The sequence below is a fragment of the Acinetobacter sp. AOR18_HL genome, from assembly GCF_027855145.1.
GTDB classification, from domain to species: domain Bacteria; phylum Pseudomonadota; class Gammaproteobacteria; order Pseudomonadales; family Moraxellaceae; genus Acinetobacter; species Acinetobacter pittii.
This window is the reverse complement of record NZ_JAKTIG010000081.1, coordinates 1-14,830: the sequence shown is the minus strand read 5'-3', so window position 1 is coordinate 14,830 and position 14,830 is coordinate 1. Positions and strand designations below refer to the sequence as shown.

Annotated in this window: 9 protein-coding genes, 2 tRNA genes and 3 rRNA genes; 9 read left to right on the top strand and 5 right to left on the bottom strand. The window is 40.8% G+C overall.

The features are described from left to right. Positions 1 to 75 precede the first annotated feature (75 nt). The 4 genes from MKL51_RS19555 to MKL51_RS19540 all read right to left on the bottom strand — a co-directional run bounded on the left by MKL51_RS19555 (position 76) and on the right by MKL51_RS19540 (position 4,979). Positions 76 to 981, bottom strand: a complete 906-nt coding sequence (locus MKL51_RS19555; RefSeq protein ID WP_270904389.1) for a matrixin family metalloprotease — start codon at positions 979 to 981, stop codon at positions 76 to 78. 328 nt (positions 982 to 1,309) lie between these two features. After that, positions 1,310 to 3,250, bottom strand: a complete 1,941-nt coding sequence (gene dnaK / locus MKL51_RS19550) for a molecular chaperone DnaK (RefSeq protein WP_002115449.1) — start codon at positions 3,248 to 3,250, stop codon at positions 1,310 to 1,312. A 118-nt stretch (positions 3,251 to 3,368) separates the two neighbouring features. After that, positions 3,369 to 3,923 carry a nucleotide exchange factor GrpE gene (grpE, locus tag MKL51_RS19545; protein ID WP_002115470.1) on the bottom strand — a complete coding sequence of 185 codons (555 nt, stop codon included), beginning with the start codon at positions 3,921 to 3,923 and terminating at the stop codon, positions 3,369 to 3,371. Between the two features lie 162 nt (positions 3,924 to 4,085). Beyond that, positions 4,086 to 4,979 (bottom strand): LysR family transcriptional regulator, encoded by an 894-nt coding sequence (locus tag MKL51_RS19540; RefSeq protein ID WP_009392834.1) that lies wholly within the window; start codon positions 4,977 to 4,979, stop codon positions 4,086 to 4,088. Positions 4,980 to 5,086: 107 nt separating this feature from the next. Between MKL51_RS19540 and MKL51_RS19535 the strand changes: the two genes are divergently transcribed. Together MKL51_RS19535 and MKL51_RS19530 are read left to right on the top strand one after the other, a co-directional pair. Further along, the gene (locus tag MKL51_RS19535) at positions 5,087 to 5,953 is read left to right on the top strand and encodes an MBL fold metallo-hydrolase (protein WP_017481227.1); all 867 of its coding nucleotides are present in this window, start codon (positions 5,087 to 5,089) and stop codon (positions 5,951 to 5,953) included. Between the two features lie 392 nt (positions 5,954 to 6,345). Continuing rightward, positions 6,346 to 6,576 carry a hypothetical protein gene (locus MKL51_RS19530; RefSeq protein ID WP_000733015.1) on the top strand — a complete coding sequence of 77 codons (231 nt, stop codon included), beginning with the start codon at positions 6,346 to 6,348 and terminating at the stop codon, positions 6,574 to 6,576. 167 nt (positions 6,577 to 6,743) lie between these two features. On the opposite strand, the gene MKL51_RS19525 is transcribed toward MKL51_RS19530, so the two are convergent. Beyond that, positions 6,744 to 7,070: a hypothetical protein gene (locus tag MKL51_RS19525; protein ID WP_017481228.1), complete on the bottom strand. Its 327-nt coding sequence runs from the start codon at positions 7,068 to 7,070 to the stop codon at positions 6,744 to 6,746. Positions 7,071 to 7,279: 209 nt separating this feature from the next. Here MKL51_RS19525 and MKL51_RS19520 point away from each other — a divergent pair, with 209 nt between their 5' ends. The 7 genes from MKL51_RS19520 to rrf all read left to right on the top strand — a co-directional run bounded on the left by MKL51_RS19520 (position 7,280) and on the right by rrf (position 14,807). Then, positions 7,280 to 8,350 carry an alpha/beta hydrolase gene (locus MKL51_RS19520; protein WP_270904388.1) on the top strand — a complete coding sequence of 357 codons (1,071 nt, stop codon included), beginning with the start codon at positions 7,280 to 7,282 and terminating at the stop codon, positions 8,348 to 8,350. Between the two features lie 158 nt (positions 8,351 to 8,508). Continuing rightward, a complete protein-coding gene (locus MKL51_RS19515) occupies positions 8,509 to 9,060 on the top strand; it encodes a peptidylprolyl isomerase (RefSeq protein ID WP_017481230.1) in 552 nt (183 codons plus the stop codon). Between the two features lie 398 nt (positions 9,061 to 9,458). Next, positions 9,459 to 10,996, top strand: a 16S ribosomal RNA gene (locus MKL51_RS19510). A 59-nt stretch (positions 10,997 to 11,055) separates the two neighbouring features. Further along, positions 11,056 to 11,132 (top strand) — tRNA-Ile (locus tag MKL51_RS19505). Between the two features lie 55 nt (positions 11,133 to 11,187). Continuing rightward, positions 11,188 to 11,263: transfer RNA gene (locus tag MKL51_RS19500), tRNA-Ala, on the top strand. 352 nt (positions 11,264 to 11,615) lie between these two features. Next, positions 11,616 to 14,506, top strand: a 23S ribosomal RNA gene (locus MKL51_RS19495). 186 nt (positions 14,507 to 14,692) lie between these two features. Continuing rightward, positions 14,693 to 14,807: ribosomal RNA gene (gene rrf / locus MKL51_RS19490) — 5S ribosomal RNA — on the top strand. Together the 16S, 23S and 5S rRNA genes with 2 tRNA genes alongside form the textbook arrangement of a ribosomal RNA operon. Positions 14,808 to 14,830: the final 23 nt, after the last annotated feature.

The window sequence follows — 14,830 nt, the reverse complement described above, 5'->3', positions numbered from 1 at the left end:
ATTATTTTTTAGAAAAAATTTAATATATTTCGTTTTATTTAGTTTTTTTAATCATTTAACTTTAACGATTTTTCCTTAATTTGGTCTATAAATTGAACCTAATAAATCTAAATCTGAATCTGTTAATTTAAAGTTATGAATATCTTGCTCTTTTAACCGTGGATACATTAATGATTTAGGATCAGTAGTATGTTTTAGTCCTAATGCATGCCCAAGTTCATGAGCAATGGTCAAACGTAAGTCATTTAAAGAAGCATAGCCGTAAATCTGGATTTGGTTTTGACTGAATAATCCTTTATGGAAGGGTTGAATACTAGTTTTCTGCTCTAGTTTGAATTGTGTTTTTAAAGCGCTTAAATCAATTTGCTCTCGATTTAACTCTTTAATTTTTAAGTTAAGTGATTGAATTTTAAAATTTAGACTATTGGATTCATTTCGTAAATCTTCCGATTTTTGTTCTAGTTGTTTTTGCCATTCTTTTAAATTATTGGCACTAGAGTACTGCTGTTCTCCTTGATTAAAGCGCGTTACCTCTTGTTGATATTGTTCAAACTCCGCTTTTAGATTGGCCTTTTTCTTGTTCAAATCAGTTGATAGTTGAGCAACTTGCTGTTTGTTTAGAACAATTTCTTCATTTTTAATGCGCCAAGCTTCCTGCTTTTGCAAAAGTGCATCCAAATTGTTTTGTTGTTCATCTTTAAGCATTTGATGATCATCATAGATTAAGTTAATTGACAATTGAGCCTGTGAATCATAAATAAAATAGGTCTTCCCAGTTTCTTTTTGCCAGATTTCAGCAGCTTGCTGACTTACCTCGACTAATTGTTCTTTAGTAAGTTGAAATCGTGGATCAATAAAAGCAATTCGGTATTTTAAAGGCTGATGAGATGAATTAATTGGCAGATTGCTTTGAGCAAAAAGTGTTGTTTGTAAGCCCATGCATAAGCATAAGCTCAATCCCCACCATAGAAATTTTTTCATGGCAAAATAAAAAATATAAATAAATCTTATTGTTAGCTACTTAATTTAATTCGTCAAAACGATAAAAATCTCAATAGATTAGGTGAGGTTTGTGATATTGGTCGAAAAATTAAAAAAGATGTTCTCAGACTTGGCAATAATTAAATAATTAATGTAGTAAATAACAGTGATTTTTTAGCAAAAAAATATTATTTAAAATTAAATATTTAGTTTTTATCATTGATCTTTCTGACAGAAACATTTGAATAATATCATTAAAAAACTTATTGTTACTTTTTGTAAACAATAAAAAACCGCGCTTTCGCGCGGTCTTTTTTAAAGCGACAAATTATTTTTTGTCATCTTTTACTTCTGTGAATTCAGCATCTACAACGCCATCATCTGCTTTTTGTTGACCCGCATCACCACCTTGGAATGCATTTGGATCAAAGCCTTCAGCACCACCAGCTTGTTGCGCTTGTTCATAAGCACGTTGAGTGATAGGCATCAAGATATTTTGTAAAGCTTCAGTTTTCGCTTTGATATCTTCTACATCATTTTCTTTTGTTGCTGCTTCAAGTTCAGAAACGGCAGTGCTTACAGCTGTTTTTTCATCTTCAGTAACTTTATCACCAAGATCTTTAACAGCTTTGTTCGAGCTTGAAATTAATGCATCAGCTTCGTTACGAGCTTTTGCAAGTTCTTCAAACTTACGATCTTCTTCAGCATTCGCTTCAGCATCTTTAATCATTGCTTCGATTTCAGCATCAGACAAACCTGAGTTCGCTTTAATCTGGATCGATTGCTCTTTACCAGTGCTCTTATCTTTAGCAGATACTTTCAAGATACCATCAGCATTGATGTCGAAAGATACTTCAATTTGTGGCACACCACGTGGAGCAGGTGGAATATCGCCTAATTGGAAGTTACCCAACAATTTGTTTTGTTGAGCCATCTTACGTTCACCTTGGTAAACTGAAATGTCTACGGCAGGCTGGTTGTCAGCAGCAGTAGAGAACACTTGTGATTTCTTCGCAGGAATCGTCGTGTTTTTCTCAATGATTGGTGTTAATACACCACCCATTGTTTCAATACCTAAAGTTAATGGTGTTACGTCTAATAAGAGAACGTCAGTTTTGTCACCAGACAATACAGCACCTTGAATCGCAGCACCGATTGCAACTGCTTCGTCAGGGTTCACGTCTTTACGTGGCTCTTTGCCAAAGAATTCTTGTACTTTTTGTTGTACAAGTGGCATACGAGACTGACCACCAACCAAGATCACGTCAGAGATGTCTGAAGTCGAAAGACCAGCATCTTTAAGTGCGATTTTACAAGGCTCAATAGTGCGAGCAACTAAATCAGCAACTAAACCTTCAAGTTTCGCACGTGTTACATTGATTACTAAGTGTTTAGGACCAGTTGCATCAGCAGTGATGTATGGAAGGTTGATTTCAGTTGCATTTGATGAAGAAAGCTCGATTTTTGCTTTTTCAGCAGCTTCTTTCAAACGTTGTAACGCAAGTGGATCATTTTTCAAGTTCACACTTTGTTCTTTCTTAAATTCTTCAACTAAGAATTCAATTAAGGCGTTATCAAAGTCTTCACCACCAAGGAAAGTATCACCGTTTGTTGATAACACTTCGATTTGTTGGTCGCCATCAAGGTCTGCGATTTCAATGATTGATACGTCAAAAGTACCACCACCTAAGTCGTAAACTGCAACTTTACGGTCGCCTTCTTTTTTGTCCATACCGAACGCAAGTGCAGCAGCAGTTGGTTCGTTAATGATACGTTTAACGTCTAAACCAGCGATTTTACCCGCATCTTTAGTTGCTTGACGTTGAGCATCGTTAAAGTAAGCAGGAACAGTAATAACTGCTTCAGTAACTGTTTCACCTAAATAGTCTTCTGCAGTTTTCTTCATCTTTTTCAAGATTTCAGCAGAAACCTGTTGAGGCGCTAATTTTTTATCGTTTACTTCAACCCAAGCATCGCCATTGTCTGCTTTGATGATTTTATAAGGTACAAGACCGATATCTTTTTGTACCGCTTGATCTTCATAACGACGACCGATTAAACGCTTGATAGCGAATAATGTATTTTTTGGGTTAGTTACTGCCTGACGCTTAGCACTTTGACCTACTAAGATCTCGCCATCTTTATAAGCAATGATCGATGGAGTTGTACGTGCGCCTTCAGCGTTTTCGATTACTTTTACTTTATCGCCTTCAAGTACAGCAACGCATGAGTTGGTAGTACCTAAGTCAATACCAATAATTTTTGCCATGTGACGTTTTCCTCAAAAATTCTTTTGCAATGTTTTTGCTTGTTATCCGATATGAGAGTGAATCTATTTTTTTCAAGCGTTTTAGCGAAAAAAAATCTAAAAACTCTCAAAAAATTATTTATTGACCAACCATAACCATAGCAGGGCGCAATAAGCGACCATTTAATGTATAGCCCTTTTGTAAAACGCTACCGATTTCATTCGCTTTAGCATTTGGGTCAATACCTACAGCTTGATGTAAATCCGCATTGAAGCCATTTTTTGTATCAGCTTCTACAACACCAAATTTTTCAAGTGTGGTTAACAGCGACTTCAAGGTTAGTTTAATACCTTCAAGTACTGGTGTTTCTTCATCGCCAGCTGCTTGAATTGCACGCTCTAAATTATCAACAGAATCTAGTAATTCTTTTGCAAATTTTTCAAGCACAGTCTCTTTATGCTTGTCAGACTCACGTTGAATACGCTCTACACTTTTTTGTGCTTCGTAAACTGCATTCGCAGTACGTGCTTTTTCAAGTTTTAGGCTTTCTTCTAATTTGGTGATTTGCGCTTGTAAAGATTCAACGGTAACGTCGTTTGCTTGCTCTACACCTTCAGCCTGAGTTTGCTCATTAGATTGCTCTGCTTGCTCGTGTTGAATGTCTTGAGCTTGCTCATTTTGCTCATTAGCCATTGATGATCTCCGTTTAAATGGGTTTTTAAACATGTACAGTCCTTTTGGCATCAGCATTTACTGGGTAAAACCTGAACTGCCATGCATATGCTGTAATTCATTAATAGGGATGAAGTATGGGCATTGCCTAAAAATTCAAGCGTACACGGCAATTTAAAACTTTTAATTTTGCGGTTTTAAGTAAAAATTTAAATTTTCGATCATAAATGCAATAAATTCTTGCGTTATTTTGGGTAAATGTTGCCTTGAAGCATATACCACCGACAAACTTAATTCAGGAGCTGAAAAGTTTTTAAATAAAGGAACTAATCGTTTTTCTTTTAAATCTTTTTTAACTAATAAAGTAGGTAGCATCGCTACCCCTTGAGCATGTATACACATGTCATAAACAGCATTTACATCATTACTTTTAAAGGTAACGTTCAAAGGATAGTTTTGAGGCTGCTGTTCATTATCAAAAAGAGTCCAAAATTGATGTTGGCTATGGTGAGCTAAACATTCATGTTGAATCAGTTGTCTTGGATGGGAGAGGGGACTGTGCTGTTTTAAATAATCAGGATGAGCACAGAAAACAGACTCGATTTGACAAACAGGTCGTGCAATTAATCCATCTGCAACTTTTTGCGTTATACGTAAGGCTAAATCGACCTGTGCATCAATTAAGTCCATTGTATTTTCGGTCAGATATACATCAAATTGAATATGTGGATGTTGCTGTTTAAATTGGCGAATACATTCCCCAACCCCTAATTGAAATAAAAATAAACCACAGGTAAAGCGAATCGTACCGTTATGTTGTTCGGGTGCGGCTAACTCTTGTAAAAGTTGCTGTTGTTGTAAAATATTCTCACAGTAGAGTAGGGCTTTTTCACCCGCTGGAGTGAGAGATATTTTTCGGGTATTTCTTTGAAATAGTCGAGTTGAGAATGTGTGCTCTAGGTGCTCAAGATAGCGAGAAACCATCGCACGGGAATAATTTAGGTGTTCTGCGGCTTTGGTTAAATTGCCATGTTGAGCAATAGAAACAAAGACTTGTATGGCTTTTAATGTGTCCATATACTTTATCATTATTACAATATATGCAACAGTTTATCTTAATTTAGTGCATTTACCTTACAAGAATTGCAATTTAAAGTATTTCTCATGAATTTGGAGAATACATAATGAAATTTTTTAAATTAACTGCTTCAGTCCTAGCAACTGCTACTTCTTTAACAGTAACTTCCTCAGCTTTTGCGCAAGATTTGAAAATCCAAAGTTTCTTGGCTAAACCCGAACATTTCGGTGTGACTTCTACTTTAATTGAAGGCGATAAAGAAGTTCTGTTGGTGAATGCGCAATTCTCAAAATCTGAAGCATTACGTATTGCTGCGGATATTTTGGATAGTGGTAAAACATTAAAGACAATTTTCGTAAGTTATGGCGATCCAGACTATTATTTTGGCTTAGATGTATTTAAACAATACTTCCCAAATGTACAAATCATCGCAACGCCAGAAACTATTAAACATATCCAAGATACTCAAGCGCTTAAAGTGAAATATTGGGGTCCACAAATGGGTGCAAATGCGCCTAGTCAAATTATTTTGCCTCAAGCTTATACTGCTAAAACTTTAAAGTTAGAAAATGAGTCGATCGAGATTAAAGGTAAGAAAGAACTCACTTATTTATGGATTCCTTCTTCTAAAGCAGTAGTAGGTGGTATTCCTGTCTCTTCAGGTATTCATTTATGGATGGCGGATACACCAAAAGTTAAAGACCGCAATGAAGTGATTCAAACTTTAGAAAATATTAAAGCACTGCAGCCTCAAACAGTTGTTCCAGCTCATATGGTTGAGGGAGCTCCACAAGGTTTAGATGCGGTTAACTTTTCTATCGACTATCTCAAGAGCTATGAGAAAGCGGTCAAAGTAAGTAAAAATGCGGGTGAGCTAAGTCAGCTCATGCAGAAACAATATCCAACATTAAAGAGTGTGGACAGTTTAGAGCTGGGCGCAAAAGTTGTAAAAGGCGAGATGCAATGGCCATAATTTAAGATGAAGCGCTAAAAAAATTCAAAAAAGCCGTGGTCTATACTCGGCTTTTTTCGATGAGATAAGGCATTTTTAAGTAAAAAGTCTCTGTAACATTCTACGCATCTTATATAGCGTTTCTATAAAGAAAAAATTTTTGAGTAGAGTAAAAGGCTAAGATAAAAATTAGAAATTGATAAAATTAAACAAAAGCTTAAGTTGTAGCTTCTATATAAAAGGTAGAGGTGAGGCTAAGGAAGAGATTTTAATAAAAAATTGCACAATTTGTACTTCTATTACTACAAAAGACAACCAATGATACGCACGCCAGAAAAAAAAATTGTGAATTATAGGCAGCGCGAAGATGAACTTTGCATTTAAATGTTTGTCGTAATGAAAGGAAAGCGATTATGAAAAAATTAGGTCTTATCTCTGTAGTACTTGCTGGTGTTGCTTTTACAGCTGTTGGTTGTGCATCTGAAGCTGGCTTAAACGCATCAGGTTCTGCTCAAACTAGCGCTAGCCCATCTGGCGTACAAGCTGGTGTAGGTGTAGACGCTGGTGTTTCTGGTCAAGCACAACCAGGTCAAGTTGATGCTGGTGCTTCTGGTTCTGTTTCAGGTTCTGCGACAGCTCAGTAATTCTTAGCGATAAGAACAGTTAAAAGATTATAGAGTACATATATTCAAGATGCCGATTTATATATGAAGTGAGCTGCTACTCATTACTCTATAATTAAGAGAATTTAGAATTCTCAAAAAAGCCCCAAAAGACTTATCTCTTTGGGGCTTTTTATATAGTAATGAGATTAGTCATCATGACGATAATTTCGGTGGTCATGATCAAGATCTTCTAAGCGTTTTTTTTCCCATTCACGATGTCTTTTTTCCCAATCCCGACGATTTTTGTCCTGTTCACGAGCATCTTTACGTTGTTGTTCGTATATTCTTTTACGCTCTTCCCAACGTTTTCGCTCCCAATCACTATATCCACGTCCATCGTTACGGTCATAACGATCATCATCATGATCATGGTAACCATAACCACCGCGATAATAAGGGTCATCTGTATAAGCAACACAGCCTACAGTTAAAAGACTGGTTGCTAACAAAGTAACAACGAGTTTTGCTGACATAGCCCAATCTCCTTTGTCTGTTAACAATAATTGGCAAAAAAGTCCTGTTTTAAACGACAGATTTGTTAATGACATTTGCTATAAATCAGATTAGCGTAGATTGGTTTTTACCTTTGTATCTTGATTACATGAGTTGTATGCGAATATAGTCAAACAACAAAGAATTCTGTAGAAAATATGAAGGATAAGAGGAATTCATGGAGATAGGCATGACAGCATTTAATCAAAAAATTCAAACATTGCTAGATAAGGGCCAAGGGCCTGCTGCTCGAGCTCTTGATAAGTTACCTCGATTGGCTCAAGAATCACTTGCCAAAATTCTTGGATATTCCTACCAATACCCAGATCTCGACTCATTTACTAAATGTATGATGGCCGTACAAATTAAACAGGGACGTATCGGTTTTATTGGTTCAGATCCTATTGAGTCTAGACGGCAATTTGATACACAAATGTTGGCTATCCGTCAGAAATCAACAGAAGTTGATTCTGTAGAAGATATTCGCTTACCTCTTCAAAGCGGAACTATCTTCGCAAGACACTATCACCCGGCACCTAATAAAAAATTACCTCTACTAGTTTTCTATCACGGAGGAGGTTTTGTCGTGGGTGGATTAGATACTCATGATGAGGTGTGCCGCATATTGGCGAAATACGCAAAAGTACAAGTACTCAGCATTGATTATCCTCTTGCACCAGAAGTCTCACCTCAACATTTAATTCAATCATGCGAAGATGCATTGGCTTGGGTCTATCAAAATCGCAGACAACTAAAAATATTAAAAAATCGTATTGCTGTAGCAGGGGATAGTGCAGGCGGAAATATCAGTACGGTTGTAGCTCAACGATCAGTAAACAAACCTTATGCTCCACAAGCACAGCTTCTCATTTATCCTACAGTTGATTTTAAAAGCCGACATCCTTCTTTTTATGCTTATAACGAAGGATTAGTTTTGACGGATAGCGATATTAATTATGTCACTCAATATTATGCAACTCAGTATAATGTAGAATTAGATGATCCACTTATTTCTCCAACCTATGGTAATTTGAAAAAGAATCCACCAGCTTTTGTGATTACGGCTGGTCATGACGTACTGCATGATGAAGCAAAAATTTATAGCTATAAGCTAAGACAAAATGGCGTCAAAATGCATTATGAAGAATATCCAGATCAAACCCACGGTTTTATAAACTTGACACCTATTTCGAAAAAGGCAAAACGCTATACCATCGAGATTAGTAAAAACTTCAGAAAGTTCTGGGATAAAAATAGTTAAATAAAAGCTTAGTCCATGTTTCACGTGGAACGTGGACTAATACTCAAATCTAAAATATAAAGCACTAAATAAAAGATAATAAATACTCACTAGAATTCTTTTATATAGATGATTAAATTTATCCTTCATTAAGTTTGGCATTTTGTTGTAGGGAAAATATGAAAAAATTATTAATGTTATGTTGTTTGGGTATAAGCAGCCATTCAGTCTGGGCTGACACTTTAGTTGAAATGCAAACAAATTTAGGCAACATTGAAATACAACTTTATGATGATAAAGCACCAAACAGTGTGAAGAATTTTAAAGACTATATAAAGTCAGGTTTTTATAAAGATACGATATTTCACCGCGTAATTCCTGGTTTTATGGTGCAGGGCGGTGGACTTACTGCAAATATGCAGGAAAAGACTACGCGAGCACCTATCAAAAATGAAGCTGGAAATGGAATTGCTAACACACGCGGAACGTTGGCGATGGCTCGTACTGCAAATCCTGACTCAGCTACTAGTCAGTTTTTTATTAACGTTGCAGATAATAATTTTTTAAATCGTTCTGCTGGTAATCCGGGTTACGCAGTTTTTGGAAAAGTAATTAAAGGAATGGATGTGGTTGACCGTATTGTTCAGGTCCCTACATCAAACTATGGCATGCATCAAAACGTACCAAAACAGGCTATAAAGATAGTAGATATAAAGTTTAAAACTCTTTAAAAATAAATTAACCATATAAATCATATATTTGTTTGTTTTTGAGATTTTTTTTTGGCTGAAAAAGAACCGGTCGAACGTGCATATTTATAAAAGTGCTTGCGTACCAGTTTTTTTTCCCTATAATGCACTCATCCCGACGCGATACACGAGAATATCTTAGCTTACAGGGTTAAGATGAAAGCTTAGTATTGCGTTGAATTCTGTCTCTGACGAAGAGCAGAAAAATCATTAAGAGAATTGAAGAACAACTTGTGTGGATTTTTACTGGTTGATTAATCGAAATAATTTTCATTGATTGATTGGTTTAAATTACTCGAAGTTTATTTGAGCGAAATTTAAGTCAGTAATTGATGAGCCAGAATTGGTACCTTGTCTTTAAATAAGGTACAAAATGATTTTAACTGAAGAGTTTGATCATGGCTCAGATTGAACGCTGGCGGCAGGCTTAACACATGCAAGTCGAGCGGAGAGAGGTAGCTTGCTACTGATCTTAGCGGCGGACGGGTGAGTAATGCTTAGGAATCTGCCTATTAGTGGGGGACAACATTTCGAAAGGAATGCTAATACCGCATACGTCCTACGGGAGAAAGCAGGGGATCTTCGGACCTTGCGCTAATAGATGAGCCTAAGTCGGATTAGCTAGTTGGTGGGGTAAAGGCCTACCAAGGCGACGATCTGTAGCGGGTCTGAGAGGATGATCCGCCACACTGGGACTGAGACACGGCCCAGACTCCTACGGGAGGCAGCAGTGGGGAATATTGGACAATGGGCGCAAGCCTGATCCAGCCATGCCGCGTGTGTGAAGAAGGCCTTATGGTTGTAAAGCACTTTAAGCGAGGAGGAGGCTACTTTAGTTAATACCTAGAGATAGTGGACGTTACTCGCAGAATAAGCACCGGCTAACTCTGTGCCAGCAGCCGCGGTAATACAGAGGGTGCAAGCGTTAATCGGATTTACTGGGCGTAAAGCGCGCGTAGGCGGCTAATTAAGTCAAATGTGAAATCCCCGAGCTTAACTTGGGAATTGCATTCGATACTGGTTAGCTAGAGTGTGGGAGAGGATGGTAGAATTCCAGGTGTAGCGGTGAAATGCGTAGAGATCTGGAGGAATACCGATGGCGAAGGCAGCCATCTGGCCTAACACTGACGCTGAGGTGCGAAAGCATGGGGAGCAAACAGGATTAGATACCCTGGTAGTCCATGCCGTAAACGATGTCTACTAGCCGTTGGGGCCTTTGAGGCTTTAGTGGCGCAGCTAACGCGATAAGTAGACCGCCTGGGGAGTACGGTCGCAAGACTAAAACTCAAATGAATTGACGGGGGCCCGCACAAGCGGTGGAGCATGTGGTTTAATTCGATGCAACGCGAAGAACCTTACCTGGCCTTGACATAGTAAGAACTTTCCAGAGATGGATTGGTGCCTTCGGGAACTTACATACAGGTGCTGCATGGCTGTCGTCAGCTCGTGTCGTGAGATGTTGGGTTAAGTCCCGCAACGAGCGCAACCCTTTTCCTTATTTGCCAGCGAGTAATGTCGGGAACTTTAAGGATACTGCCAGTGACAAACTGGAGGAAGGCGGGGACGACGTCAAGTCATCATGGCCCTTACGGCCAGGGCTACACACGTGCTACAATGGTCGGTACAAAGGGTTGCTACCTAGCGATAGGATGCTAATCTCAAAAAGCCGATCGTAGTCCGGATTGGAGTCTGCAACTCGACTCCATGAAGTCGGAATCGCTAGTAATCGCGGATCAGAATGCCGCGGTGAATACGTTCCCGGGCCTTGTACACACCGCCCGTCACACCATGGGAGTTTGTTGCACCAGAAGTAGCTAGCCTAACTGCAAAGAGGGCGGTTACCACGGTGTGGCCGATGACTGGGGTGAAGTCGTAACAAGGTAGCCGTAGGGGAACCTGCGGCTGGATCACCTCCTTAACGAAAGATTGACGATTGGTAAGAATCCACAACAAGTTGTTCTTCATAGATGTATCTGAGGGTCTGTAGCTCAGTTGGTTAGAGCACACGCTTGATAAGCGTGGGGTCACAAGTTCAAGTCTTGTCAGACCCACCATGACTTTGACTGGTTGAAGTTATAGATAAAAGATACATGACTGATGATGTAAGCTGGGGACTTAGCTTAGTTGGTAGAGCGCCTGCTTTGCACGCAGGAGGTCAGGAGTTCGACTCTCCTAGTCTCCACCAGAACTTAAGAGAAGTTCGGATTACAGAAATTAGTAAATAGAGATTTCGGTCTTGGTTTATTAACTTCTGTGATTTAAGTATCACGGTATTAAGCATGACCTGACGAAGGCGTGTTTATTCATTAACAGATTGGCAAAATTGAGTCTGAAATAAATTGTTCACTCAAGAGTTTAGATTAAGCAATTAATCTAGATGAATTGAGAACTAGCAAATTAACTGAATCAAGCGTTTTGGTATATGAATTTAGATTGAAGCTGTACAGTGTTTAAGTACACAGACAACAGATAGTAGCGATGAAGAATCGCACGGACAACACTCACTTGTAGGTGTTGACGACTGTTTGGGGTTGTATAGTCAAGTAATTAAGTGCATGTGGTGGATGCCTTGGCAGTCAGAGGCGATGAAAGACGTGATAGCCTGCGAAAAGCTCCGGGGAGGCGGCAAATATCCTTTGATCCGGAGATTTCTGAATGGGGGAACCCACCTACTTTAAGGTAGGTATTGCAACATGAATACATAGTGTTGCAAGGCGAACGAGGGGAAGTGAAACATCTCAGTACCCTTAGGAAAAGAAATCAATTGAGATTCCCTCAGTAGCGGCGAGCGAACGGGGATCAGCCCATTAAGTTATGTGTGTTTTAGTGGAACGCTCTGGGAAGTGCGAACGTAGAGGGTGATATTCCCGTACACGAAAGGGCACACATAATGATGACGAGTAGGGCGAGGCACGTGAAACCTTGTCTGAATATGGGGGGACCATCCTCCAAGGCTAAATACTCCTGACTGACCGATAGTGAACCAGTACCGTGAGGGAAAGGCGAAAAGAACCCCTGTGAGGGGAGTGAAATAGATCCTGAAACCGCATGCATACAAGCAGTGGGAGCACCTTCGTGGTGTGACTGCGTACCTTTTGTATAATGGGTCAGCGACTTATATTCAGTAGCGAGGTTAACCGTATAGGGGAGCCGTAGAGAAATCGAGTCTTAATAGGGCGTTTAGTTGCTGGGTATAGACCCGAAACCAGGCGATCTATCCATGAGCAGGTTGAAGGTTGGGTAACACTAACTGGAGGACCGAACCCACTGTCGTTGAAAAGCCAGGGGATGACTTGTGGATAGGGGTGAAAGGCTAATCAAGCCTGGTGATAGCTGGTTCTCCCCGAAAGCTATTTAGGTAGCGCCTCGGACGAATACCATAGGGGGTAGAGCACTGTTTCGGCTAGGGGGTCATCCCGACTTACCAAACCGATGCAAACTCCGAATACCTATGAGTACTATCCGGGAGACAGACTGCGGGTGCTAACGTCCGTAGTCAAGAGGAAAACAATCCAGACCGCCAGCTAAGGCCCCAAAATCATAGTTAAGTGGGAAACGATGTGGGAAGGCATAGACAGCTAGGAGGTTGGCTTAGAAGCAGCCACCCTTTAAAGAAAGCGTAATAGCTCACTAGTCGAGTCGGCCTGCGCGGAAGATGTAACGGGGCTAAAACTATGTGCCGAAGCTGCGGATTTGACATTAGTCAAGTGGTAGGGGAGCGTTCTGTAAGCCGATGAAGGTGTATTGAGAAGTATGCTGGAGGTATCAGAAGTGCGAATGCTGACGTGAGTAACGACAAAACGGGTGAAAAACCCGTTCGCCGAAAGACCAAGGGTTCCAGTCCAACGTTAATCGGGGCTGGGTGAGTCGACCCCTAAGGCGAGGCCGAAAGGCGTAGTCGATGGGAAATTGGTTAATATTCCAATACTTCTGTGTAATGCGATGAGAGGACGGAGAAGGTTAAGTCAGCCTGGCGTTGGTTGTCCAGGTGGAAGGATGTAGGTATGTATCTTAGGCAAATCCGGGGTACTCTATACTGAGATCCGATAGCAAGCTGTACTTGTACAGTGAAGTGGCTGATACCATGCTTCCAGGAAAAGTCTCTAAGCTTCAGTTACACAGGAATCGTACCCGAAACCGACACAGGTGGTCAGGTCGAGTAGACCAAGGCGCTTGAGAGAACTCTGCTGAAGGAACTAGGCAAAATGGTACCGTAACTTCGGGAGAAGGTACGCTGTTGTTGGTGATGGAACTTGCTTCCTGAGCTGACGACAGCCGCAGAAACCAGGCCGCTGCAACTGTTTATTAAAAACATAGCACTCTGCAAACACGAAAGTGGACGTATAGGGTGTGATGCCTGCCCGGTGCTGGAAGGTTAATTGATGGGGTTAGCGTAAGCGAAGCTCTTGATCGAAGCCCCAGTAAACGGCGGCCGTAACTATAACGGTCCTAAGGTAGCGAAATTCCTTGTCGGGTAAGTTCCGACCTGCACGAATGGCATAATGATGGCGGCGCTGTCTCCAGCAGAGGCTCAGTGAAATCGAAATCGCTGTGAAGATGCAGTGTACCCGCGGCTAGACGGAAAGACCCCGTGAACCTTTACTGCAGCTTGACACTGAACTTTGACCTTACTTGTGTAGGATAGGTGGGAGGCTTTGAAGTTGGAACGCTAGTTCCAATGGAGCCGTCCTTGAAATACCACCCTGGTAATGTTGAGGTTCTAACTCTGTCCCGTTATCCGGGACGAGGACCGTGTCTGGTGGGTAGTTTGACTGGGGCGGTCTCCTCCTAAAGAGTAACGGAGGAGTACGAAGGTGCGCTCAGCGTGGTCGGAAATCACGCGTAGAGTATAAAGGCAAAAGCGCGCTTAACTGCGAGACCCACAAGTCGAGCAGGTACGAAAGTAGGTCTTAGTGATCCGGTGGTTCTGTATGGAAGGGCCATCGCTCAACGGATAAAAGGTACTCTGGGGATAACAGGCTGATACCGCCCAAGAGTTCATATCGACGGCGGTGTTTGGCACCTCGATGTCGGCTCATCTCATCCTGGGGCTGAAGCAGGTCCCAAGGGTATGGCTGTTCGCCATTTAAAGAGGTACGCGAGCTGGGTTTAGAACGTCGTGAGACAGTTCGGTCCCTATCTACCGTGGGCGCTGGAAATTTGAGAGGATCTGCTCCTAGTACGAGAGGACCAGAGTGGACGAACCTCTGGTGTACCGGTTGTGACGCCAGTCGCATCGCCGGGTAGCTATGTTCGGAAGGGATAACCGCTGAAAGCATCTAAGCGGGAAGCCTACCTCAAGATAAGATTTCCCTAGGAATTTATTCCTCTAAAGAGCCGTTCGAGACTAGGACGTTGATAGGTTGGATGTGGAAGCATAGTGATATGTGAAGCTGACCAATACTAATTGCTCGTGAGGCTTGACTATACAACACCCAAGCAGTTGTATATGAAGCATCAATCGATTCATAAACATGCAAAGCAACTTGATTTAGTTATACTACTAGCTAAAATGAACAACGAAAAATCAGACCAATCAGCCCATCTGTAAAGATTTGGAAAACGCAACGTATCACACAGTGAATAAAACGAAGCAAGTATCCATACCAGTTGTGCTGGCGACCATAGCAAGAGTGAACCACCTGATCCCTTCCCGAACTCAGAAGTGAAACCTCTTAGCGCTGATGGTAGTGTGGGGTTACCCATGTGAGAGTAAGTCATCGCCAGCTCATTATTCTAAACACCCCCGTTC